The organism is Roseovarius sp. MBR-154, from assembly GCF_053628595.1.
On record NZ_JBRJGR010000007.1, the window covers coordinates 53,901 to 75,965 of the forward strand.

19 protein-coding genes, 1 tRNA gene and 1 pseudogene are annotated in these 22,065 nt (G+C 63.2%); 13 read left to right on the forward strand and 8 right to left on the reverse strand.

The genetic code is table 11. The annotated features are described in order from the left end of the window. Positions 1-6 precede the first annotated feature (6 nt). Entirely contained in the window at positions 7-936 is a 930-nt protein-coding gene (locus tag ACSSV4_RS10880; protein WP_454275171.1) for a histone deacetylase family protein, read from the reverse strand. 97 nt (positions 937-1,033) lie between these two features. Here ACSSV4_RS10880 and ACSSV4_RS10885 point away from each other — a divergent pair, with 97 nt between their 5' ends. The 3 genes from ACSSV4_RS10885 (at position 1,034) to rlmH (ending at position 3,366) form a co-directional block, all read left to right on the forward strand. Beyond that, positions 1,034-2,347 (forward strand): mechanosensitive ion channel family protein, encoded by a 1,314-nt coding sequence (locus ACSSV4_RS10885; protein WP_454275172.1) that lies wholly within the window; start codon positions 1,034-1,036, stop codon positions 2,345-2,347. 182 nt (positions 2,348-2,529) lie between these two features. Next, positions 2,530-2,895, forward strand: coding sequence for a ribosome silencing factor (rsfS, locus tag ACSSV4_RS10890; protein ID WP_454275173.1), 366 nt, complete (start codon positions 2,530-2,532; stop codon positions 2,893-2,895). Further along, positions 2,896-3,366 (forward strand): 23S rRNA (pseudouridine(1915)-N(3))-methyltransferase RlmH, encoded by a 471-nt coding sequence (gene rlmH / locus ACSSV4_RS10895; protein WP_454275174.1) that lies wholly within the window; start codon positions 2,896-2,898, stop codon positions 3,364-3,366. 22 nt (positions 3,367-3,388) lie between these two features. On the opposite strand, the gene ACSSV4_RS10900 is transcribed toward rlmH, so the two are convergent. Next, on the reverse strand, positions 3,389-4,210 hold the full coding sequence (locus ACSSV4_RS10900) for an ABC transporter permease (protein ID WP_454275175.1): 822 nt from the start codon (positions 4,208-4,210) through the stop codon (positions 3,389-3,391). 135 nt (positions 4,211-4,345) lie between these two features. Here ACSSV4_RS10900 and cysQ point away from each other — a divergent pair, with 135 nt between their 5' ends. Together cysQ and ACSSV4_RS10910 are read left to right on the forward strand one after the other, a co-directional pair. Next, a complete protein-coding gene (gene cysQ, locus ACSSV4_RS10905) occupies positions 4,346-5,143 on the forward strand; it encodes a 3'(2'),5'-bisphosphate nucleotidase CysQ (RefSeq protein ID WP_454275176.1) in 798 nt (265 codons plus the stop codon). Position 5,144: 1 nt separating this feature from the next. Then, on the forward strand, positions 5,145-5,945 hold the full coding sequence (locus ACSSV4_RS10910; protein WP_454275313.1) for a 3-deoxy-manno-octulosonate cytidylyltransferase: 801 nt from the start codon (positions 5,145-5,147) through the stop codon (positions 5,943-5,945). A 72-nt stretch (positions 5,946-6,017) separates the two neighbouring features. On the opposite strand, the gene ACSSV4_RS10915 is transcribed toward ACSSV4_RS10910, so the two are convergent. Further along, the gene (locus ACSSV4_RS10915; RefSeq protein ID WP_454275177.1) at positions 6,018-6,626 is read right to left on the reverse strand and encodes an alpha-ketoglutarate-dependent dioxygenase AlkB family protein; all 609 of its coding nucleotides are present in this window, start codon (positions 6,624-6,626) and stop codon (positions 6,018-6,020) included. A 208-nt stretch (positions 6,627-6,834) separates the two neighbouring features. Between ACSSV4_RS10915 and dnaK the strand changes: the two genes are divergently transcribed. The 3 genes from dnaK to radC all read left to right on the forward strand — a co-directional run bounded on the left by dnaK (position 6,835) and on the right by radC (position 10,801). After that, positions 6,835-8,745, forward strand: coding sequence for a molecular chaperone DnaK (dnaK, locus tag ACSSV4_RS10920; protein ID WP_454275178.1), 1,911 nt, complete (start codon positions 6,835-6,837; stop codon positions 8,743-8,745). 79 nt (positions 8,746-8,824) lie between these two features. Further along, positions 8,825-9,991: a molecular chaperone DnaJ gene (gene dnaJ / locus ACSSV4_RS10925; RefSeq protein WP_454275179.1), complete on the forward strand. Its 1,167-nt coding sequence runs from the start codon at positions 8,825-8,827 to the stop codon at positions 9,989-9,991. Positions 9,992-10,042: 51 nt separating this feature from the next. Further along, on the forward strand, positions 10,043-10,801 hold the full coding sequence (gene radC, locus ACSSV4_RS10930) for a RadC family protein (RefSeq protein ID WP_454275180.1): 759 nt from the start codon (positions 10,043-10,045) through the stop codon (positions 10,799-10,801). A gap of 25 nt (positions 10,802-10,826) precedes the next feature. Here radC and hemE read toward each other — a convergent pair whose 3' ends face one another. Then, positions 10,827-11,861 (reverse strand): uroporphyrinogen decarboxylase, encoded by a 1,035-nt coding sequence (hemE, locus tag ACSSV4_RS10935; RefSeq protein ID WP_454275181.1) that lies wholly within the window; start codon positions 11,859-11,861, stop codon positions 10,827-10,829. A 95-nt stretch (positions 11,862-11,956) separates the two neighbouring features. Between hemE and hemC the strand changes: the two genes are divergently transcribed. Continuing rightward, positions 11,957-12,904, forward strand: coding sequence for a hydroxymethylbilane synthase (hemC, locus tag ACSSV4_RS10940; protein ID WP_454275182.1), 948 nt, complete (start codon positions 11,957-11,959; stop codon positions 12,902-12,904). A gap of 13 nt (positions 12,905-12,917) precedes the next feature. On the opposite strand, the gene ACSSV4_RS10945 is transcribed toward hemC, so the two are convergent. Then, a complete protein-coding gene (locus tag ACSSV4_RS10945) occupies positions 12,918-14,345 on the reverse strand; it encodes an FAD-binding oxidoreductase (protein WP_454275183.1) in 1,428 nt (475 codons plus the stop codon). 103 nt (positions 14,346-14,448) lie between these two features. Between ACSSV4_RS10945 and ACSSV4_RS10950 the strand changes: the two genes are divergently transcribed. After that, positions 14,449-14,525: transfer RNA gene (locus ACSSV4_RS10950), tRNA-Met, on the forward strand. Positions 14,526-14,638: 113 nt separating this feature from the next. Here the strand turns inward: ACSSV4_RS10950 and ACSSV4_RS10955 are convergent. Then, positions 14,639-14,749 (reverse strand): annotated as a pseudogene (locus tag ACSSV4_RS10955) (IS110 family transposase); the annotation flags it as partial. Between the two features lie 239 nt (positions 14,750-14,988). Here ACSSV4_RS10955 and ACSSV4_RS10960 point away from each other — a divergent pair. Together ACSSV4_RS10960 and ACSSV4_RS10965 are read left to right on the forward strand one after the other, a co-directional pair. Further along, positions 14,989-15,783, forward strand: coding sequence for a redoxin domain-containing protein (locus ACSSV4_RS10960; RefSeq protein ID WP_454275184.1), 795 nt, complete (start codon positions 14,989-14,991; stop codon positions 15,781-15,783). Beyond that, positions 15,780-16,319, forward strand: a complete 540-nt coding sequence (locus tag ACSSV4_RS10965; RefSeq protein WP_454275185.1) for a hypothetical protein — start codon at positions 15,780-15,782, stop codon at positions 16,317-16,319. Before ACSSV4_RS10960 ends, ACSSV4_RS10965 begins: the two co-directional genes overlap by 4 nt. Positions 16,320-16,650: 331 nt before the next feature. Here ACSSV4_RS10965 and ACSSV4_RS10970 read toward each other — a convergent pair whose 3' ends face one another. Then, on the reverse strand, positions 16,651-20,613 hold the full coding sequence (locus tag ACSSV4_RS10970; RefSeq protein ID WP_454275186.1) for a PAS domain S-box protein: 3,963 nt from the start codon (positions 20,611-20,613) through the stop codon (positions 16,651-16,653). A gap of 103 nt (positions 20,614-20,716) precedes the next feature. Next, complete coding sequence (locus tag ACSSV4_RS10975; protein ID WP_454275187.1) at positions 20,717-20,866, reverse strand: winged helix-turn-helix domain-containing protein; 150 nt, start codon at positions 20,864-20,866, stop codon at positions 20,717-20,719. Positions 20,867-21,279: 413 nt separating this feature from the next. On the opposite strand from ACSSV4_RS10975, the gene fabG reads away from it, so the two are divergent. Continuing rightward, the gene (gene fabG, locus ACSSV4_RS10980; RefSeq protein ID WP_454275188.1) at positions 21,280-22,050 is read left to right on the forward strand and encodes a 3-oxoacyl-ACP reductase FabG; all 771 of its coding nucleotides are present in this window, start codon (positions 21,280-21,282) and stop codon (positions 22,048-22,050) included. The last annotated feature ends 15 nt before the right edge of the window (positions 22,051-22,065 follow it).

Here is a 22,065-nt window from a genome sequence, read left to right on the forward strand (position 1 = left end):
CTGCGTTCAGGCGGTGCCGCGCTTGATCAGCACATCGACATGCGCCGCCGCGCTCTCGGCGAGGGCATGCAGGTTGTAGCCGCCCTCAAGACAGCTCACGAGGCGGCCATCGCAGAGTTCATCCGCCAGATCGCAGAGCCGTTCGGTGATCCAGGTGAAATCTCCGGTTTCCAGCATCAGTTCTGCCAGCGGGTCGTCGCGATGCGCGTCAAAGCCCGCGGAGACGAGTATCAGATCGGGTTTGAAGGCGCGCAGGCGGGGAAACACGGTGTCCTCATAGGCGCGGCGGAACGCATCGCTGCCCGAGCGCGGGGCGAGCGGCACGTTGAGGATGGTGTCATGCGGTCCGGTCTCATGCGGGGCGCCGGTACCGGGCCAGAGCGGGAACTGGTGCGACGACACGAACAAGGCGCGCGGCTCGTCCTCGAGCAGGTCTTGCGTGCCATTGCCGTGATGCACGTCGAAATCCACCACCGCGACGCGGCCCAGCCCATGATGATCGAGCGCATATTGCGCCGCCGCCGCGACATTGCCGAAGAGGCAAAAGCCCATCGGGGTTTCACGCTCGGCATGGTGGCCGGGCGGGCGGGTGGCGACAAAGGCGTTGCGGGCCTCGCCCGACAGCACCAGATCGACGCCCCGGATCGCGCCGCCTGCGCCGCGATGCGCGGCGGCGAGGCTGCCCGGCGACATCCATGTGTCGCCGTCAAGCTGGATCAGACCCTCTTCGGGGGCGGCGGCGCGGATTGCCTCGATATAACGCCTGGGATGCACGCGCAGCAGATCGTCCTCGGCCACCAGCGGAGCGGTGACACGGGTCACGGCCTTGCCATCCAGTGCCTTCAGAACCCGCTCCAGCCGGGCCACCTGTTCGGGATGGCCGTCGGGCGGTTCGTGCCCCAGGCAATCGGGATGGGTGATCAGGGCAGTGGTCATGGCGCTCCTCCTTCGGTTCCCGGGGAAGAGAACCGGATTTTTGTCCCTTGTCCAGAGCAGCCTTGTGGGCGCACAGGTCACATGCCACTCTGACGGCATGGAAGGCGATGCGGTCACGTTGACACAGGATATCGCGCTCGGTCTCTGGGCGCAGCTGGAGCTGTTCCTGCGCAGCCTGATGCGGCCGTGGAACGCGTATCAGATTGTGATTGCGGCGGGTCTCTTTGGGCTGGCGCATGTTCTCAACGCCCTGCTTGGCCCGGTCTGCCGGGAGTGGATGCGGCGGCGCGAGGGCTGGCCGAAATGGCGGATGCGCCTGCTGGTGATGCTGCACCGGCGGCTAAGGCTGATCTTTTTCGTGATGCTGATCTGGCCGGTGGTCTGGCTGATGCAGAGCTACACCTGGCCCAGCCGGTCCTATCTGCTGACGATCTTTGCGGAACTGGCGCTCGCGTGGCTGGTGATCGCCATCGCGACGCGGCTCATCGGCAACAGCTTTCTGCGCGCGCTGGTGCGTTATGCGGGCTGGATATGGGTGACGCTGATCATCCTCAACCTGACCGAGGAGGCGCAGACGCTGCTCGATGGCTGGGCCTTCGAGTTCGGGGAGACGCGGCTGTCGCTCTGGCTGATCGTGCAGGCGGTGATCCTGATCGGGGCGCTTTTTGTTCTCGCGCGCTTCATCTCGACCACGAGCGCGGCGCAGGTGCGCAAGAACGCCGATATCTCGCCGTCGATGCAGGTGCTGGTGGTCAAGTTCCTGCAAGTGCTGCTTTATGGCGCGGCCTTCTTCATCGGGTTGCGCACGGTGGGGGTGGATCTGACGGGCCTTGCGGTGCTGTCGGGGGCGATCGGCGTGGGGCTTGGGTTTGGCCTGCAAAAGGTGGTGTCGAACCTTGTCTCGGGGGTGATCATCCTGCTCGACAAGTCGATCAAGCCCGGCGACGTGATCAGCCTGGGCGAGACCTTTGGCTGGATCAACGCCCTCGGCGCGCGCTATGTCTCGATCACCACGCGCGACGGGCGCGAATATCTGATCCCGAACGAGGATCTGATCACCGGGCAGGTGGTCAACTGGTCGCATTCCAACGATTTTGTGCGGCTCGATATCTATTTCGGCACTGCCTATGGCGACGACCCGCACACGGTGCGCAAGATCGCCATAGACGCGGCCAAGAACGTCGACCGGGTGCTGACCACCAAGCCGCCGGTCTGCCATATCGTGGGCTTTGGGGACAGCAGCGTGGATTACATCCTGCGGTTCTGGATTCGCGACCCCACGCAGGGACTGACCAACATTCGCGGCAATGTCTATCTGGCGCTGTGGGATGCGTTCCAGGCGGGCGGCATTTCGATCCCGTTCCCGCAGCGCGAGGTGCGGATGCTGGGCGACGGGGCCCCGCCTGGGTAAATTCGGCGCATATTCGCGTGCATTTGGCCTTGCATGCGTTGCGCTTCATTGAAAAGTCACGTTTGTCTTGCTACCTTTGAGATATGCCCGGCACCGGGGCTTTGCGGTGCGCCAGAGAGGAGGACTATGTCCTGTCTTTTACAATGCATGCGGCAGGCGCCGCTGAGCAGGGGGCGTATCCGATGACGCCCGTCACGACCGCAGACAGCGAAGCGCAGCTTGCGGCGATCCTTCAATCCCTTTCCGACGACAAGGCCGAGGATGTCGTGCAGATCGACCTGCGCGGCAAGACCGCCATGGGCGATTACATGGTGATCTGTTCGGGCCGGTCGTCGCGTCAGGTTTCGGCGATTGCCGAGAAACTGGTGGATCGGCTCAAGCAGGAGCACGGCGTTCCGGCCCGCACCGAGGGCAAGGACACCGGTGACTGGGTGCTGATCGACACGGGCGACGTGATCGTCCATGTCTTTCGTCCCGAAGTGCGCGAGTTCTACCAGCTTGAGAAGATGTGGATGCCCACCGGGCAGACGGCAGCGACCCAGGCCTGAATGCGGGTGCATATCTGCGCGGTGGGCCGGTTGCGGACCGGCCCGGAACGCGCATTGATCGACGATTACATCACCCGGTTCGACCGAACGGGGCGGGCGCTGGGCCTTGGCCCGCTCACGCTCCATGAGGTCGAGGACAAGAAGGGCGGCGGCATCGAGGCCGAGGCCGCCCTGCTGGAGCGTGCGATCCCCAAAGGGGCTGTGATCGTGGCGCTCGATGAGCGCGGCACGGTCATGACTTCGCCAGAGTTTTCCGACCGGCTTGCCGGGTGGCGCGATGCCGGGCGCGGCGACGTGACCTTTGTCATCGGCGGGGCGGACGGGATCGCACCGGGGCTGCGCGCGCAGGCGGATCTCGCGCTGTCGTTCGGCAAGATGGTCTGGCCACATATGCTGGCCCGCGTGATGCTGAGCGAGCAGCTATACCGCGCCGCCTCTATCCTCGCGGGCAGCCCCTATCACCGGGTGTGACGCGGCCCGCCACCACCTCGGATCAACGGCGCGCGTACCAGCTCTTGGAGGCGTATTGCCGGGTGTAGAATTCGCCCATGAGCCCGACCACCACAAGGGCGAGAGCCACGTAAAGCGGGTAGGTCAGGGATGTCTTGTGCGGGAAATAGTTGATGAACACGTAGCCCCGCGCCTGGTCGATATTGTGAAACAGCGGGTTCCAGGCGAACATCTTGAACATGAAGGGCGGCAGGCTGTTGACCACGAACATCTTGCCCGAGGCGATCATGTTGGCGCGCTGATAGACGGTCATGAAGATCGAGACGAAGGTGGGGAACCACGGCTTGATCGCCAGCAGCACAAGCCCCACAGCCACGCCGGTGAACCAGGCCAGCAGCACCATCCCGAAGGCGCCGATCGGCTGATAGATGGTGATCGGGACAAAGGCCACGTGATACACGAACAGGATCACGAACATCGACAGCACCTGGATGTAGAGCGCGCCGAGCGCGGCCGAGGAAATCGAGATGATCGTGTTCATCGGCGCATGCTGCATCATCGGCGAGGACGGTCCCTCGGCGCCCGCCACCGCGCCAAGCGCCTTGATATGGGTGAGGTAGAGGAAAATGCCCGACATCATGAACAGCAGGAAATCGCCGCGCAGCTTGGCGCCGCGAATTCCGAGCACCGAGAACATGACATAGAAGGCCATGACCATGATGATCGCGGTCATGATGTTCAACACAAGGGCGATCACCGCGTTGCCATGGCCCTTGCGGATGTCGCGCACCGTGGCGTGATAGATCAGTTCGAGGATCACGACCGCCGAATGCAGGCTCGATTTTGGGCGTGCGGTCTTGAACATCGGAAATCTGCCTGTTGACGGTGAATTTGTTGCACGGGATTCTTGCCGTCCCGCGCCGAGCCTAGCATAAGGGCGCAGGTGTAATCCATTCATTAAGGGCGCAAAGTGGCGTCTTCCGGGCAAAGGAGCGGCGATTTGAAGTACGAAACACTTGTTGTGCAGATGCGGCGGCTGGCATTGGAGGCCGGCGCGCGGATCATGGAGATCTACGAGGCCGACGATTTCGACGTCAAGGTGAAGTCCGACGCAAGCCCGGTGACCGAGGCCGACGAGGCCGCAGATGCACTGATCTCCGAGGGGCTGCGCGCCGCCTTTCCCGAGGTGGCGCTGGTGACCGAGGAACAGGCTGCCTCGCACGGGCAGAGCGTGGAGACGTTCCTGATCGTCGATCCGCTGGACGGGACCAAGGAATTCATCAACCGGCGCGGCGATTTCACCGTCAATATCGCCTATGTCGAGGCGGGCGTGCCGACCCGTGGCGTGGTCTATGCCCCGGCCAAGGGCCGGATGTTCTACACCCGCGCCGACGGTACGGCGGTCGAGGAGGACGGCCCTTTCGATATCGAGACCCCTGGCGCGCAACGCCCCATTCGCGTGGCCGCGCCGGACAATGCCGCGCTGATGGTGGTGGCCTCGAAATCGCATCGCGATCAGGCGACCGACGACTATATCGGCAAATATGCCGTCAAGGACATGACCAGTGCGGGCTCGTCGCTCAAGTTCTGTCTGGTGGCCACCGGCGAGGCCGATCTCTATCCGCGTGTCGGGCGCACCATGGAATGGGACACCGCCGCAGGCCATGCCGTGCTATTGGGGGCAGGCGGGCAGGTGGTGCGGTTCGACGATCACAGCCCGCTGCGCTATGGCAAGGCGGGATTTGCCAATCCGTTCTTCATCGCCCATGCGCCGGGCGTCGCGCTTCAGCCTGCCTGAGATGGGTGTTCTGATCGTCATTCCGGCGCGCTATGCCTCGACGCGCTATCCCGGCAAGCCGCTGGTCGCGTTGCGCGGGGCAGGGGGCGCGGCGCGCTCGCTGATCCGTCGGTCATGGGAGGCGGCCTGCGCGGTTTCGGGCGTCGACCGGGTGGTGGTGGCGACCGATGACGACCGGATCCGGACCGCTGCCGAGGCGTTTGGCGCCGAGGTGGTGATGACCTCGGAGACCTGCGCCAACGGCACCGAACGCTGCGCCGAGGCGCAGGCTGTCCTTGGTGGTGGCTTTGATATCGTGGTCAACCTGCAGGGCGACGCGCCGCTCACCCCGCCGTGGTTCGTCGAGAACCTGATCGCGGGGCTGCGCGCCGATCCCGAGGCCGAGGTGGCGACGCCGGTGCTGCGCTGCGACGGTGCCGCGCTCAACGGGTTTCTGGCGGATCGTGCGGCGGGTCGCGTCGGTGGCACGACGGCGGTATTCACCCGCACGCGCCACGCGCTCTATTTCTCGAAGGAAGTGATCCCGTTCACCCCGGCGCGCTATGCGGACGAGGCGCAAACGCCGGTCTTTCATCACGTCGGCGTCTATGCCTACAGCCCCGAGGCGCTAGCGGCCTATCCCGGCTGGGTGCAGGGCCCGCTTGAAGGGCTGGAGGGGCTGGAACAGCTGCGGTTTCTGGAAAACGGGCGTGCCGTGCTCTGCGTCGAGGTCGAGGCGCGGGGGCGGCAATTCTGGGAGTTGAACAATCCCGGGGATGTGGACCGGCTCGAGGCGATGATGCGGGACATGGGCGTCGACTGACGGGGCAGGGCGGATCAGAGATTTTGCGCAATTTCGAACCGAGATCGTCTATCACCTATTTCTGAAACTGCTTCAGTCCACCACCCGGCAGGTCAGGTTGATCCGCCCGCCGCCCCGCAGCAGCGAGGAACTGCCCGGACGGATGCGGTCTATCCCGTGATAGACCAGCCGCGCCGCGCCACCCATCACCAGCACATCGCCCGAGTTGAGCCAGATCGATTCCGTCGGCCCCCCGCGGGTGGTGTTGCCGATGCGAAAGAGTGCGTCATCGCCCAGAGATATCGACAGCACCGGCCAGGAGAAATCGGCCTCGTCCCGGTCCTGGTGCAAGCCCATCTTTGCGTTTCCGGTATAATGATTGACGAGGCAGCAATCGGGCAGGCGGCTCTCGCTGACCAGCCTGCGCCAGATCGCCAGCACGCTCTCCGGAACGGCGGGCCAGTCCATGCCGTCGGGGTGGGTCGGCTCGTAGCGATAGCCGCGCCGGTCGGTGACCCAGCCATAGCGCCCGGCGGCGGTCATACGCACGCTCATCGCCTTGCCCGAGGGGGTGACCGGCGCGACAAGCGGGGCCTGCGCCACCACGGCGCGCAGGTCGTCCAGCATCGCCGCCTGCGCCTCGGGCGGCAGCCAGCCCTTGTAGATCGCCACGCCGCGCAGGGTCAGGGTCGGTCGGGGCATGCTGTCTCCTCTTTGCTTCAGATGGACATTTTAGACCAAATTGCACGTTTCGATCCTCTGCGAATGCTTGCAGCCCTACATTGCCCTGACTATATTCGCGCAGAAACGCAGGCACTGCGGAACGTCGCGGGCCTGTTCCTCATCGGGGGCTTGATGCCGAAACGGGTCGGGCCTTCGTCATATCGCCTAAGTAGAAGGGATCGAAAACATGGCCAAAGTGATTGGTATTGACCTCGGCACCACGAATAGCTGCATCGCGATCATGGACGGCGCTCAGGCGCGCGTGATCGAGAACTCCGAAGGCGCGCGCACGACGCCCTCGATCGTGGCATTCACCGAGAATGAACGCCTCGTCGGTCAGCCCGCCAAGCGGCAGGCCGTCACCAACCCCGAAAACACCATCTTCGGCGTCAAGCGCCTGATCGGTCGTCGCGTCGATGACCCCGATCTCGCCAAGGACAAGAAGAACATGCCGTTCACCGTCATCGACGGTGGCAATGGCGATGCCTGGGTGCAGGCGCGCGGCGAGAAATTCAGCCCCTCCCAGATTTCCGCCTTCATCCTCGGCAAGATGAAGGAAACCGCCGAGAGCTATCTCGGCGAAGAGGTGACGCAGGCCGTCATCACCGTGCCTGCCTATTTCAACGACGCCCAGCGTCAGGCCACCAAAGATGCCGGCAAGATCGCCGGGCTTGAAGTGCTGCGCATCATCAACGAGCCGACGGCGGCGGCGCTCGCTTATGGTCTCGACAAGAAGGAAACGCACACGATCGCGGTCTATGACCTTGGCGGCGGCACGTTCGACGTGACCGTGCTCGAAATCGACGATGGTCTCTTCGAGGTCAAGGCGACCAACGGCGACACCTTCTTGGGTGGTGAAGATTTCGACATGCGGATCGTCAACTACCTCGCCGACGAGTTCAAGAAAGAGCATGGCGTCGACCTGACCAAGGACAAGATGGCGCTGCAGCGCCTCAAGGAAGCCGCCGAAAAGGCCAAGATCGAGCTTTCCTCGTCCTCGCAGACCGAGATCAACCAGCCGTTCATCTCGATGGGCTCTGATGGCTCGCCGCTGCACATGGTCGTGAAACTGACCCGTGCCAAGCTCGAAAGCCTGGTGGGTGACCTGATCAAGGCGTCGATGAAACCCTGCGCCGCAGCGCTCAAGGACGCTGGCATTTCCGCCTCCGAGATTGACGAGGTCGTTCTGGTGGGCGGCATGACCCGGATGCCGCGCGTGATCGAGGAAGTGACCAAGTTCTTTGGCAAGGAGCCGCATAAGGGCGTGAACCCCGACGAGGTCGTGGCCATGGGTGCCGCCATTCAGGCCGGTGTTCTGCAGGGCGACGTCAAGGATGTCGTGCTGCTCGACGTGACCCCGCTCAGCCTCGGGATCGAGACGCTTGGCGGTGTGTTTACCCGTCTGATCGACCGCAACACCACGATCCCGACCAACAAGTCGCAGATCTTCTCGACCGCCGAGGACAGCCAGTCAGCGGTGACGATCCGCGTCTTCCAGGGCGAGCGCGAGATGGCGGCCGACAACAAGATGCTCGGCCAGTTCAACCTCGAGAACATCCCGCCCGCGCCGCGCGGCATGCCGCAGATCGAGGTGACCTTCGACATCGACGCCAACGGCATCGTCTCGGTTTCGGCCAAGGACAAGGGCACGAACAAGGAGCAGAAGATCACCATCCAGGCGTCGGGCGGCCTCTCGGAAGAGGATATCGAGCGCATGGTCAAGGAGGCCGAGGAGAACGCCGATGCCGACAAGGCCCGTCGCGAGCTTGTCGAGTCGAAGAATCAGGCCGAGAGCCTGATCAACTCGACCGAGAAATCGCTCGAGGAGCATGGCGACAAGGTCGATCCCACGACCGTCGAGGCGATCGAACTGGCCGTTGCCGCGCTCAAGGACGAGCTTGAGGGCGACAATGTCGACAAGATCAAGTCCGGCATCCAGAACGTCGCCGAGGCGTCGATGAAGCTGGGCGAGGCGATCTACAAGGCCAGCCAGGATGAAGGCCAGGACGAGCCCGCGGGCGCCGATCAGACACGCGGCGACGACGATGACATCCTCGACGCCGATTTCGAGGATCTCGACGACAACAAGCGCGCCTGAGGCACGTTTCGGACCATTCGGGGCCGGTGCGGCATGATGCCGGACCGGCTCCGATACTCCGATATCAAGGAGATCCCAGATGGCCAAACGTGACTATTACGAAGTGCTCGGGCTTTCCAAGGGCGCCTCGGCAGACGAGATCAAGAAAGCCTATCGCAGCAAGGCGAAAGAGCTTCACCCCGACCGCAATTCCGACAATCCCGATGCCGAAAAGCAGTTCAAGGAAGCGGGCGAGGCCTATGACGTCCTGAAAGACCCCGAGAAGAAGGCCGCCTATGACCGGTTCGGTCATGCCGCCTTCGAGGGTGGCATGGGCGGCGGCGGTGGCGCGCGTCCCGGTGGCGGGTTCGGCGGCGGGGCCGGGCAGGGCGATTTCGCCTCGGCCTTCTCGGACGTGTTCGATGATCTGTTCGGCGATTTCATGGGCGGCGGCGGACGCGGTGGCGGGCGGCAGCGCGCGGCGCGTGGGGCCGACCTGCGCTATAACCTGCGTGTGACGCTGGAAGAGGCCTATGCCGGTCTGCAAAAGAGCATCAAGGTGCCCTCGGCGGTGCCCTGTGACGAATGCGACGGCTCGGGCGCCGAGGGCGGCGCGCAACCGACCGCCTGCCCGACCTGTTCGGGTATGGGCAAGGTGCGCGCGCAGCAGGGCTTTTTTACCGTGGAACGCACCTGCCCCACCTGTGGCGGGCTGGGGCAGATCATCAAGAATCCCTGCAAGGTCTGCCAGGGACAGGGTCGTGTGCAGAAGGAGCGCGCGCTGAGCGTGAACATCCCCGCAGGCGTCGAGACCGGCACCCGCATCCGCCTTGCCGGAGAAGGCGAGGCGGGGATGCGCGGTGGCCCGGCGGGCGATCTCTATATCTTCATCGAGGTCGCCAAGCACGAGCTTTTCGAGCGCGAGGATACCAACCTCTTCTGCCGGGTGCCGGTGTCGATGGCCAAGGCCGCACTTGGCGGCGATATCGAGGTGCCGACGATCGAGGGTGGGCGCAGCCGGGTGAAAATCCCTGCAGGCTCTCAATCCGGTCGTCAGATGCGCCTGCGCGGCAAGGGCATGCCGGCCCTGCGCAGTGGCACGCATGGCGACATGTTCATCGAACTGGCGGTGGAAACGCCGGTGAACCTGACCTCGAAACAAAAAGAGCTGCTGCGCGAGTTCGACGCGTTGAGCGAGGATAACAACCCGGAGAGCAAGAGCTTTTTCTCCTCGGTCAAGACGTTCTGGGACTCGATGAAAAGCTGATGCCGGTCTGGCATTAACGCTTTTCTAACGTTCCCTCGGCAAGGTGGGGGCATGACAGATGCCCCTGCCTTTTCCGAGCGGCCCCTGCCGCTCTTTGCGTCCGAGACGGCGGTGCCCGCGAGCGCGCGCCACCCCTCCTATATCCGCGATCACCGGCAGCGATTGCGCGCACGGTTTCTGGATGGCGGCGCGCGGGCGATGCCCGATTACGAGATGCTGGAACTGGTGCTTTTTCGCGCCATCCCGCGCCGCGACGTGAAGCCGCTGGCGCGCGCGCTGCTGGATATGTTCGGTGATTTCGCGGGCGTGCTTTCGGCCCCGGCGGAGCGGCTCTCGGGTGTCCCCGGCGTGGGCGAGGCGGTGATCTGCGAGTTGAAGGTGGTCGAGGCGGCGGCGCATCGGCTGGCACAGGCGCGGGTGATGAACCGGCCGGTCATTTCGTCCTGGGATGCGCTCTTGTCCTATTGCCGGGCCAGCATGGCGCATCGCGAGACCGAACAGTTCCGGGTCTTCTATCTCGATCGCAAGAACGTGCTGATCGCCGACGAGGAACAGGCGCGCGGCACCGTGGACCACGTGCCGGTCTACCCGCGCGAGGTGGTCCGGCGGGCGCTGCATCTCAATGCCAGCGCGCTGATCCTCGTGCACAATCACCCCTCGGGCGATCCCACGCCTTCGGCGGCGGATATCGACATGACCGCGCAGGTCGCCCGCGCCGCCGAGGTGCTGGGCATCACGCTGCACGATCACGTTGTGATCGGGCGCGCGGGCGAGGTCAGCTTTCGCGCGGAAGGCTATTTAAGCCCATGATGCGAGGGCCGATCACCGGCCCGGCTCAGGCCCCGCGCACCGTGTCGATCATCAGTTTCACATTGTCCGGATCGGCATCCGGCGTGATCCCGTGCCCGAGGTTGAAGATATGGGGGCCGTTCTGCAGCGCCTCGACGATCTTGCGGGTCTCGCGCACCAGATCCTCGCCGCCGGTCACCATATGCGAGGATTTGAGGTTGCCCTGCACGCAGCCCGAGGGCTGCACGTGCCGCGCCACCCATTCGGCGGTCACGGAATCGTCCACGGCCACGCAATCCGCCCCGGATTTCTCGTGGAAGCCGATATAGTTGTCGCCCGCCTGGCGCGGGAAGGCGATGACCGGAATTCCCGGGTGCCGCGCCTTCAACTCGGCGATGATGCGCTTGGCGGGGGCCAGCGCGTAGCGGTCGAAATCCTCGCCTTCCAGCGAACCGGCCCAGCTGTCGAAGATCTTCACCACCTCGGCCCCGGCCTCGACCTGTTTTGACAGATACGCGATGGTGCCTTCGGTCAGCCGGTCGATGATCGCCTCGAAGACCGGCCTGTTCTCGGCCTTGAGCGCATGCGCGGGGCCCTGATCCGGTGTGCCCTTGCCCGCGATCATGTAGGTCGCCACCGTCCAGGGCGCCCCTGCGAACCCGATCAGCGTCACATCCTTGGGCAATTCGCGCGCCAGATTGCGCACCGTCTGGTAGATCGGGTTCAGCGTCTCGTGAATATCCTCGACCGGTTTCAGCTTGTCGAACCCGGCCCTGTCGGTGATCGTCGAGAGGCGTGGCCCTTCGCCCGTGACGAACCACAGATCCGCGCCAAGCGCCTGTGGCAAAAGCAGGATATCGGCAAACAGGATCGCCGCATCAAAGCCATAGCGCCGGATCGGTTGCAGCGTCACCTCGGTCGCCAATTCGCTGTTGTAGCACAGCGACAGGAAATCCCCGGCCTGCGCCCGCGTCGCGCGATATTCCGGCAGGTAGCGGCCTGCCTGACGCATCATCCAAATGGGTGGGGTGGGCAGGGTCTCGCCGGAAAGGGCGCGCAGAATGGTCTTTTGAGCGGGCATGAATTCCTCCGTTTTAAGTCTCGTCGCCGCCCCCGCCGCCGATGTCAAGCATCACGCCGCTTGTCACCTTCCTTTGTCGCGTCTAAACCTGCGGCATGACACGTGATCTGCCCACCCCGACCAAACCGTTCAAGATCGGCACACGCGGCTCGCCGCTGGCGCTCGCGCAGGCGCACGAGACCCGCGCGCGGCTTCAGGCCGCCTTTGATCTGCCTGAGGATGCCTTTGAAATCTCGGTCATAAAGACGACCGGCGACCGGATCATCGACCGCCCGCTGAAAGAGATCGGCGGCAAGGGGCTGTTCACCCGCGAGATCGAAGAGGCGCTGTTGTCCGGCGAGATCGACATCGCGGTACATTCGATGAAGGACATGCCGGTGCTGCAGCCCGGTGGGCTGGTGCTCGACACCTACCTGCCGCGCGAGGATGTGCGCGATGCCTTCGTCTCGCCCCGCGCGCCCGCGCTTGCCGATCTGCCAGCGGGGGCCAAGGTCGGCACCTCGTCGCTGCGCCGCCGGGCGCAGGTTCTGGTCGCTTATCCGCATCTGGAGGTCGTGGAATTTCGTGGCAATGTGCAGACCCGGTTGAAGAAACTCGACGACGGTGTTGCCGCCTGCACCTTCCTCGCCATGGCGGGGCTGAACCGGCTGGACCGCGCCGATGTGGCGACCGCGGCGATTGCCCCCGAGGTGATGCTGCCCGCCGTGGCGCAAGGCGCCATCGGCATCGAGCGGCGCGCCGACGACCACCGCGCCGCCGAGATGCTGAGCGCGCTGCATGACACGCAAACCGGCCAGCGCCTCGCCGCCGAGCGCGCCTTTCTCGCCGCGCTCGACGGCTCCTGCGAGACGCCGATTGCGGGTCTTGCGGAACTCTCGGGCGGCACGCTGCGCCTGCGCGGCGAGATCCTGCGCCCTGATGGCAGCGAATGCCTGAGCGACGACCAGAGCGCGCCGATCGAGGATGGTGCGGACCTGGGCCGCGCGATGGCCGCCAAGCTGCTGTCGCAGGCGGGCGAAGGGTTTTTCGACTGGCGCGAGTGAGGGCTGCGGCGGATCACGGGTCGGGCAAGACCTTGCCGGGATTGAGAATGCCGTTGGGATCGAGCGCCGCCTTGATCGCGCGCATCGTGGCCAGCGCCACCGGGTCCTTGTGCGCCGCCATCGCGGGCCGTTTCGACAACCCGATGCCATGCTCTGCCGAGAAGCTGCCGCCAAGCGCGATCACCTCCGCCTCGACCGCCTGTTGAATGGCGCGACACAGCGCCGGATCGTCGCGCGACGGCCAGCCCACGTAATGCAGGTTGCCATCGCCCAGATGCGCCACACCGGTATTCTCGATGCCGGGATCAATCGCGCGGCTGATGAACTCGATTCGGTCGAGCAGCATCTCCATCCGGTCGGTGGCCACGGCGATGTCGTTCTCGACAACCGGGCTGCGCACCCGCAGGATCTGCGCCGAGGCCTCGCGCCGCGCCCAGATCTCGGCCCGTTGCGCGGCGTTCTGCGCGACGGTGGCATCCAGCACCTCGCCCGCCTCATAGGCGGCGGCCAGTACCGCCTCCAACTGCGCCACGATGGGCAGGTCCCCGTCCGACCCCGGTGTCACGTCGCGCGGCGCGCGCGCGCCGAGTTCCACCAGCACGTTGACCGCGTGGCGCTCGGCAAAGGGCGGGCGCATCTCGGGAAAGCGGTGCAGGAGCGCGTCCAGAAAACTGCGCGGCATGTATTCGAACGCCTCGACCGCGCCGCCGGTGTCGTCCTGCAAGCGGTTGAGCAGCCGCAGCGCCACGCCGACCGAGGGTACCGCCACCATCGCCGTGGCATGGGCGCGCACACGAGGGAAGAGCTTGAACACGGCAGCGGTGATGATGCCGAGCGTGCCCTCGGCGCCGATCATCAGGTGGCGCAGGTCATAGCCCGCGTTGTTCTTGTGCAGCGCGCTCATCAGGTTCATCACCTCGCCCGTCGGCGTGACCACCTCCAGCCCGAGGCACAGATCGCGGGTATTGCCGTAGCGCAGCACATTCGCGCCACCCGCATTGGTCGAGAGCACGCCCCCCACCATGGCCGAGCCGCGCGCCCCGAAGCTGAGCGGGAAGAGCAGGTCATGCGCTTGGGCGGCCTGTTGCAGGGTCTCGACCAGCACCCCGGCCTCGACCACCGCAATGCGCGCCTCGCGCCGGATTTCGCGGATCGCGTTCAGCCGCGCCAGCGACAGCATCAGCGCGCCGTCGGCGCGCGTGCCCTTGACGAGGTTGGTATTGCCCGAGACCGGCACCACCGGCAGGCCACACCGATTGGCGAGCCGCAGGATGGCCGCCACCTCCTGCGCATCGGCGGGGTGCAGCACGGCGCGCGGCGACCAAGTGGCCTGCCCCGCCCAATCGCGCGACCAGGGGGCCATATCGGCGCCGGTCCGCACATGGCGGGCGCCGATCAGGTTGCGCAAGTCGTCGAGGGCGGGATCAATCGCATTTGTCATGCGCCGATACTGCGGCAAAGCCCGGACGTCCACAAGTTCGGCAAGCGTGGGCATTTTCCACCTTGACGCCCCCGCCTGCCTATCCTAACTACCGCCACGGTTTGGCGGAGTAGCTCAGTTGGTTAGAGCAGCGGAATCATAATCCGCGTGTCGGGGGTTCAAGTCCCTCCTCCGCTACCAAATTTTTCAAGCGCTTAGACGGCAGGCGACCGGACGCTGTCCCGCAGTTGGGTGGTCCGTTGGGAGTGGTCGGACCCCGAACCTTCTACCGCCCGTGGCGAGAGTTTTCCCGCCTCATCCCGTGACAGTTTCTTCCGAAGCGCGACGCCGCCATCCGCCGTGGCACCATGAACTTGGAAAACCCGCTTTGCCAAGTCCAGACCAACAATGGGACTTTCAGTCATCGATACTTCCTCCGCCGCGTGATGTGACCCACATCGCCTTGGCGCAGTGCGATGCTGTCGGGAGGGGGGATCCACCGCATCGGTTCTCAGTGACATTCTACAGGCCCAGAGCCATCATTTCGCCACGATGTACACATTCTTGCACATGCTTGCATGTCGCGCTGAAATGAAAGCTTCAGACTCACGTTATCCATGATTTGAGCAGCAATCGGATTCTTGGACTAAAAAAGGAACATAATGTGAGCATCCAGTTTTTTTCGCCTCGCGGCGCGGACGGGAGTAACATGCGGATCCCGAGCACATACAGGCGTTCGGTGAAATGGCTTCCGCAGATTGGCGACATATTCCCGAATTTTGTCGCGAACACGACACAGGGCGAGTTGAACTTTTGGGATTGGTCGGACGGCAATTGGACCTTTCTGTTCAGCCACCCGGCGGCACGAACCCCTGTCTGCACAACGGAACTCGGCGCGATCTCAGAAAACGAGGACGACTTCAAGGCGCTTGGTGTCAAGGCGCTTGGCTTGACCGGGTCGACGATTGAAGAACAACTCGGCTGGCACGAAGAAATCGAGGCGTTTTTCAACACGGATGTCTGGTTTCCGACCGCCGCCGACCCCGGCGGGCAGCTCGCCGCGCTGTTCGGGATGCGCCATGATCAGGAGCACAAGACCTGGCCCATTCGAAAGTCCTTCATACTCGACCCACGGATGCGCATCCGGATGATTTTCGAATACCCGATCTTCATAGGGCGCAGTATCGAAGAAACCCTGCGCGTGGTCGAGGCGCTGCAACTCCGCGACCGAACCGGGGCAGCGACGCCCGCAGACTGGCAGGAATTCGACCCCGTCATCATACCAGACAACAGGAGCGAGCGCGACGTTTTGCGCGACTTTGGCACCGACTCTCACTATCTGTTGCCTTACCTGCGTGTGGTTCAGGGGGACGTGCAGGGGCGCAGACCCGGACCCGCTCCGCTGCGAATGGTAAGGTCAGATGAGACCAGCGCGGTCGCACAAGCGGATCAATCATGACAGCGCGCCGTGGACTGAAAGCGCCGTGTGTCATCCCGTTTGATCAGAACGACCAAAGGGTGGCCGGGGTGTGCAGCCCGGTCTGGCCCTCTCGCGGCAACGGTGGTGAGGCTGTCAGCCGCCGTCCGAGGGTGGCAATCTCGGCGTCTGATGATCGCAATGGCCGGAAGTTCCGCGACTGGATCTCCCGGGAGGCGTTCGAGGTTGACTTCTCTCCGGAGGCCGACCCCCTGATTGCCATGATCGGCGACACGCCGCACAGCTGGTCGACACTTATCCTCGAAGTGGCCACCCTTGGAGAGGCTGGCGATGTCGCGGCGTTTGTCGAGACGCATCGGTGCGTTTTTTCGAGACTGTTCACCGTCTTCCTGTGCAACCGACAAGAGCAAGACGAGGTCGAGCGTCTTTCGCCCGACATCCGTTATGTCGTGTTGACCAAGCCGTTCACAAGAGTCCAGCTTATGGCCGTGCTTACCTGCGGTAAATCTCCAAAGATCGAGACCACGCGGCATATCGGCCTTGGGTCGTTGGACTAGGGTTTGAAACCGATCGCCGGATGGGGCGCTGTCCTGATCCGTATCGCCGAACATCCGCCATGAAAGGACCGTGTTGGCTTTGCAGAGGCTGCTGTAAGTATCCAAGCTGGGACGCTTTGACTGTTTGCCAAATGGCAAAGGCATGGCATCGCGCCGACTGCCACGCATTCCGCGATCCTGATGCGCTATGCGCATGCCGGAGTATCCGATCCCTTCGGCCTGACGCAGGCGGCTTCGGTTGATTTGTGCCGGTCAATATCGGAGCAGGAAACAAGAGCCTTCCACGCGGTCGGCAGCGGGTCGGCGGCCCTGCGTTAATCGCCGTTGGAACTCAGTCAGCGTCGGGAGCCTTGGACCCGGCGTCATCCAGAGCCTCACGAATTTTCTTGGCCAGCAACTCCCGGCGGTAGGGCTTGCTCAGAAGCCTGACACCCTGATCCAGCCTGCCATGGTGGACAATCGAGTTCTCGGTATAGCCGGATGTGAAAAGAATCCTGAGCTCCGGGTAGACCTCGCGCGCCGCCGATGCGAGTTCGCGGCCCCCCATGGTGCCGGGCATCACGACGTCGGTGAACAACAGGTCGACAGGCGTGCGTGTCAGGACGTCCATGGCCTCGGCCCCGCTTGCTGCTTCCAGAACGTGATAGCCCAGGCTGCCGAGTTGCGTGGTTACAAATTTGCGCACGGCGGCATCGTCTTCGACGACCAGGATCGTCTCGTTGCCGCCGGTGATCCTGCGCCGTGTCTGTTCGGTCACGATGCGTTCCGGTTCTGATTTCGAGCGCGGGAAATACATCTTGACCGCGGTGCCCTTGTGCAGTTCCGAGTAAATTCGGATATGCCCGCCGGATTGCTTGACAAAGCCGAAGACCATGCTGAGCCCCAGCCCCGAGCCTTTGCCGGTGTCCTTGGTGGTGAAGAACGGCTCGAACACGCGGTCCCCGATATCAGAAGGAATTCCGTGGCCTGTATCGGTGACGGTGATAACGACATATTGGCCCGGCCTGACATCCGGCTCCAGTGCCACGTAATCGTCATCAAGCATGGCATTGGCCACTTCGATGGTCAGGTAGCCGCCGCCCGGCATCGCGTCGCGTGCGTTCACACAGAGATTGAGAACCGCCGATTCGACTTGGGCTGCATCAGCCTCGATTTTCCACAACCCGCCAGCGCGGAATATTTTTATGTCGATATCTGCGCGCAGCGTGCGGCGCAACAGGCCATCCATACCCTGGATCAGCTGCGCGACATCAATGATCTTGGGTTCCAGCACCTGCTTTCGCGAGAAGGCCAGCAACCGCTGCGTCAGGTCAGACCCCCGTTCGGCGGCGTCGGCGGTCACCCTGGCCATGTTGCGTAAATCCGGCTGATCTTCGAGATCCTCTTCCAGCAGTTCCGCATTCCCGAGGATGATCGTCAGCAAATTATTGAAATCATGCGCCACGCCGCCCGTCAGTTGGCCGACGGTCTCCATCTTCTGGGCCTGGCGCAGCCGGTCTTCGAGCAGCCGTTGCTCGGTCACATCGGTCATCGAGCCGAGAACACGCAGAACGTCGCCCTTGTCGTCATGCAAGGCAAAGGCCTTGTCCTCGACGAAGGCCCAGCTTCCGTCGGCGCGCCGGAAGCGATATTGTTCGCGCATGAGAGTGTCCTGACCCGAGATCAGGCGTTGGAAGGCCGCGTCGACCCGCGCCGTGTCATCGGGATGCAGGTGTTGGCGCCATATTGTCGGCACCGCGCCAGACGGGTCTGCGACATGTCCGAAAATATCGTGCAGGCCCTCGCTCCACCACTGCTGTTTGCTTTGCACATCCCAGTCCCAGATGGCGGTGCCCGCAGCCTTGGTCACAAGACGGAACCGTTCCTCGTTGGCTTGCAGTGCCTCCTCAGCCTCCTTGCGGGCGGTGATGTCCCGCTCGATGGCCACCCAATGCGTAAACCTGCCTGTTTCATCGGCAATCGGCACGATATCCAGTTCAATCCAGAAGTCTTCTCCCGACTTGGTGTGGTTGATGAGTTCGGATCGCACCGGCTGCCACTGCTCCAGGGCCGCGCGGATACGGTCCAACTCGTCACGTTGGGTTTTCGGGCCTTGCAGGATACGCGGGGTCTGCCCGATCACCTCTTCGCGCGAATATCCGGTGCGCCTTTCGAAGGCATCGTTGACATAGACGATCCTGGGGCCGCCGGGCGCGTCAATTGGCGCGGCCTCGGTGATCACCAGGATGTCGTTCTGCCGGGACACTGCCGATTCGAGCAGGCGCAGTTGCATGTCGCGGGCGCGTTGCCGGGTTATATCCTCGAAATAAACGGCCAGCCCCGCCGGTGTGGGATCGGCGCTGACCTCGAACCACGCGTCGAGCGGAGGAAACGACTCTCTGAACTGGACGGGGCGGCCCTCGGACACGGCACGTTCATACTCGTGCTGAAATATGGTGCCGACCGCCTCGGGAAACACGTCCCAGATGTTCCTGCCAACCAGGTCCTCCTTTGTGCGTTGCAGCAAGGATTCGGCCTGGGAATTGACGAACGCAAAGTTCCAGTCGTCATCCAGCAGAAAAAAGGCGTCGCTCATGCCTTCGAGCGTCCGGCGCAGCCGTGCGGAGAGTTGCGCGGCCTTGTCGCGGGCGGCGATCAGGTCGGTGATATCCTGGAATGCGCCCTCGACACCGACGATCTGTCCTGTGTCATCTCGGATCGGCTCGCCGAGGGTGCGCACCCAGACCCGCCGCCCCTTGGCGGTCACAATCTGCACGATCTCGTCAAACGGCTCGCCCTCACTTACACAGGCGTCAAAGCGTGTGCGGATGCGCTCCCGGTGTTCAGGGATGTAGTAGTTTATCCCGTCCTCAAGCGTCGGTGATGTGCCATCGGGCTCTTCGTGAATGGCTGCGGTTTCCTCGCACCACATGACGTGGGTATCCCCGATACCGACACGCCAACTGCCAAGACGGACCAAGCGCCCCGCGAGCCTGCGCCGCCGGGCCTGGCGCAACAGTTCCTCTTCGGCCTGTTTGATCGAAGTAATGTCCTGCACGAAGCCGATGACAATCTCCCGACCGTCCGCCGTATGCCGCATGCCCACTCCGCGCACATGCGTGATCCGACCGTCCTGCCTGATGATCCGGTGCTGAAACTCGAAATCCGGCGCATTGCCCTCAAAGAACCGGGTATGGTGTTCCACCATCTGCTCGCGGTCGTCCGGGTGGACAAGAGCCACGTAGCTGTCGAAATCCGGCGCACCCTGCTCGTGCGGCACCCCGTAAATGTCGAACACCCGCGCCGACCAATTGAGCGCGCCGCTCTGGACATCATATTCCCAAGACCCGAGGTCGAGCAGTCTTTCGGCGGTTTTCAGGCGAGTTTCGCGTTCCTGAAGGGCGTGCAGTACGGTGCGGCTCTCTGCCAGTTTCTGGATGTCGATTTTGTATGTGCCAGGCGCGTTTTCAGGCTCCAGGTCCGCCCCGTTCAGAACGTCGGTCACGTCTTCAACTCGGTGGATGATATGGATGATATGCCCGTCCGCATCGAGCACGGGTTTGTTGCGCGGCAGCCAGAAACGCTCCTGGTAGGTGCCGTCCGGCAGGCGTAAAGGATAACTCTGCAAGTTCATTATATCGGTCACGGCCAGAGATTCGACACGCTGCAGAGACGCAAGAAGGTTGCGCATGCCATCTGCCTCGGGCTCGGAGGGATCATCCGGGAAGAGATCGAGCAAACGCTGGTCAAGAAGTGTCTCGCGGCTCAGCATCACGGCGTTCGCGTATTCGTCCGTGGCCGCGACAATCCTGTAGTCGCCGGGCGTCAGAACGAGCATCTTTCCCGGCAACCCATCGAAGAGCCGCGCCAGATGTTCGGCTGACAAGCGCGCTTTTCGGTCAAGCTCCCTGTTTTCTATGCTCAGGGCTTTCGCCCAGGTTTCGGCGTGCTTGACCTGCGTGACGTCACGAATGCTCGCCACGATTACCTCTTCCCCGTCCAGCGTGACCTTTCTCCAGCTGAACGACGCGGAGAATCGAGTTCCCGATTTTCCGATGATGGTCCAGGTTCCCGCATCGCTTGCGAGCCCCTCGAACTGACGAACCTGATCGGTAATACGGCGCCGTTCAGCGTCAGGCCGCAGGTCCGCGATGGTCATGGATTGCAATTCTCGGGTATCATGGCCCAACCAGTCCTGCGCGGCGTCATTCGCGAATACGATCCGGAGGCTCTCGCTCGAGAACAGCCAGACCGGGTGCGAGAGATGGTCGTAAGCACCAAGCGCCGAGCGAGACATCACAGGGGCTTTTGTCATGGCGTCCTCCATTTAGAGAGTTGTGGGTCAATCGCGCAGGCCAAGGTACTCGGTCAATCCTGATTGCGATTTTTTGTCCGCGCCAACGCGCTACCCTGAAACTTTATTTCTCGTCCGCAAGCACATAACCGACGCCACGGATGGTCTTGATCTTATTCGTGCCGCTGCCATCCGTGAACAGTTTTGGCCGCAACCGGCTGATCAATCCGTCGGCCGAGCGATCATATGCGGCCCAGTCGGACCCCTCTGACATTATCCATCATCTGATCACTGGATAATAGGCGATTGGGACGTGCGGCGAGGACACACAGCACGTCGAGTTCAAGGGTCGTCAGTTCGATGTCATGACCCGAGCTATCCCGAACAATCCGGGATTCACTTGAAATCGTCAACCCGTGCAATACTTGACCGCCAGTGCTCTTGGGTGCGGACACATCCTGAACCGGCTGTCGCGCGGTCGGAACACGCCGCAGGACGGCCTTCGCCCTCAGATCTCTGATCTCAAACGGTTTTGCGATGTAGTCGTCGGCCCCGAGCTCGAGCCCGAGGACCCGGTCGATCTCATCTCCGCGTCCCCTCAGGATGATGACACCGGCATCGGCGTATCAACCCAACGGGCTCCGGTTCCGGCTGGACGAAAGCTCAGTGGCAGGTCAAGGTCAGACCATGCTTACATCACTCAAGGGAAAGAGCGTCATTGTGACCGGCGGATCGAAAGGCATCGGCCGTGGCATCACCACCGTCTTTGCCCGCCAGGGCGCAAGGGTTACGATCGCAGCACGCAATGAGGCCGACCTCAAGACCGCGGCCAACGAGATCGACGGCGAGGTGCGCTATGAGATCTGTGACGTCTCGGACTGGGAGTCGGTCAAGGCGATGGTGGATAGTACGGCCGCCGTGCAGGGTGGTTTGGATGTAATATGCGCCAATGCGGGGGCATTTCCGCAGACCAAGATGGTTGATATGGATCCGGCGGAATGGGACCGGGCCATGGCGACCAACCCGCGCTCGACCTTTCTCTGCGTGAAGGCTTCGATTCCGCATTTCGAAAAGGCGGGCAAGGGACGCGTGGTGGTTACCTCGTCAATCACCGGGCCGATTACCGGCTTCCCGGGCTGGACGCATTACGGCTCCCCAAATGCCGGGCAACTCGGCTTTCTCAAGACTGCCGCGATGGAGCTTTCACGCTACAATAAGACGATCAACGCAGTGATGCCGGAAAATATTTATACCGAGGGGCTGCAGGATCTCGGGCAGGATTACCTTGATATCATGGCCGCCTCGATTCCGCTCAAGCGGCTCGGCGCGGTCGAGGATATCGGCAATGCCGCGCTGTTCTTCGCCTCCGACGAGGCCGGATACATCACCGGTCAGCAGATTGTCGTGGATGGCGGCCAGATCCTGCCGCAGCCGCACGAAGCGCTCGAGGAAATCTGACCGCCGCAGGAGGGA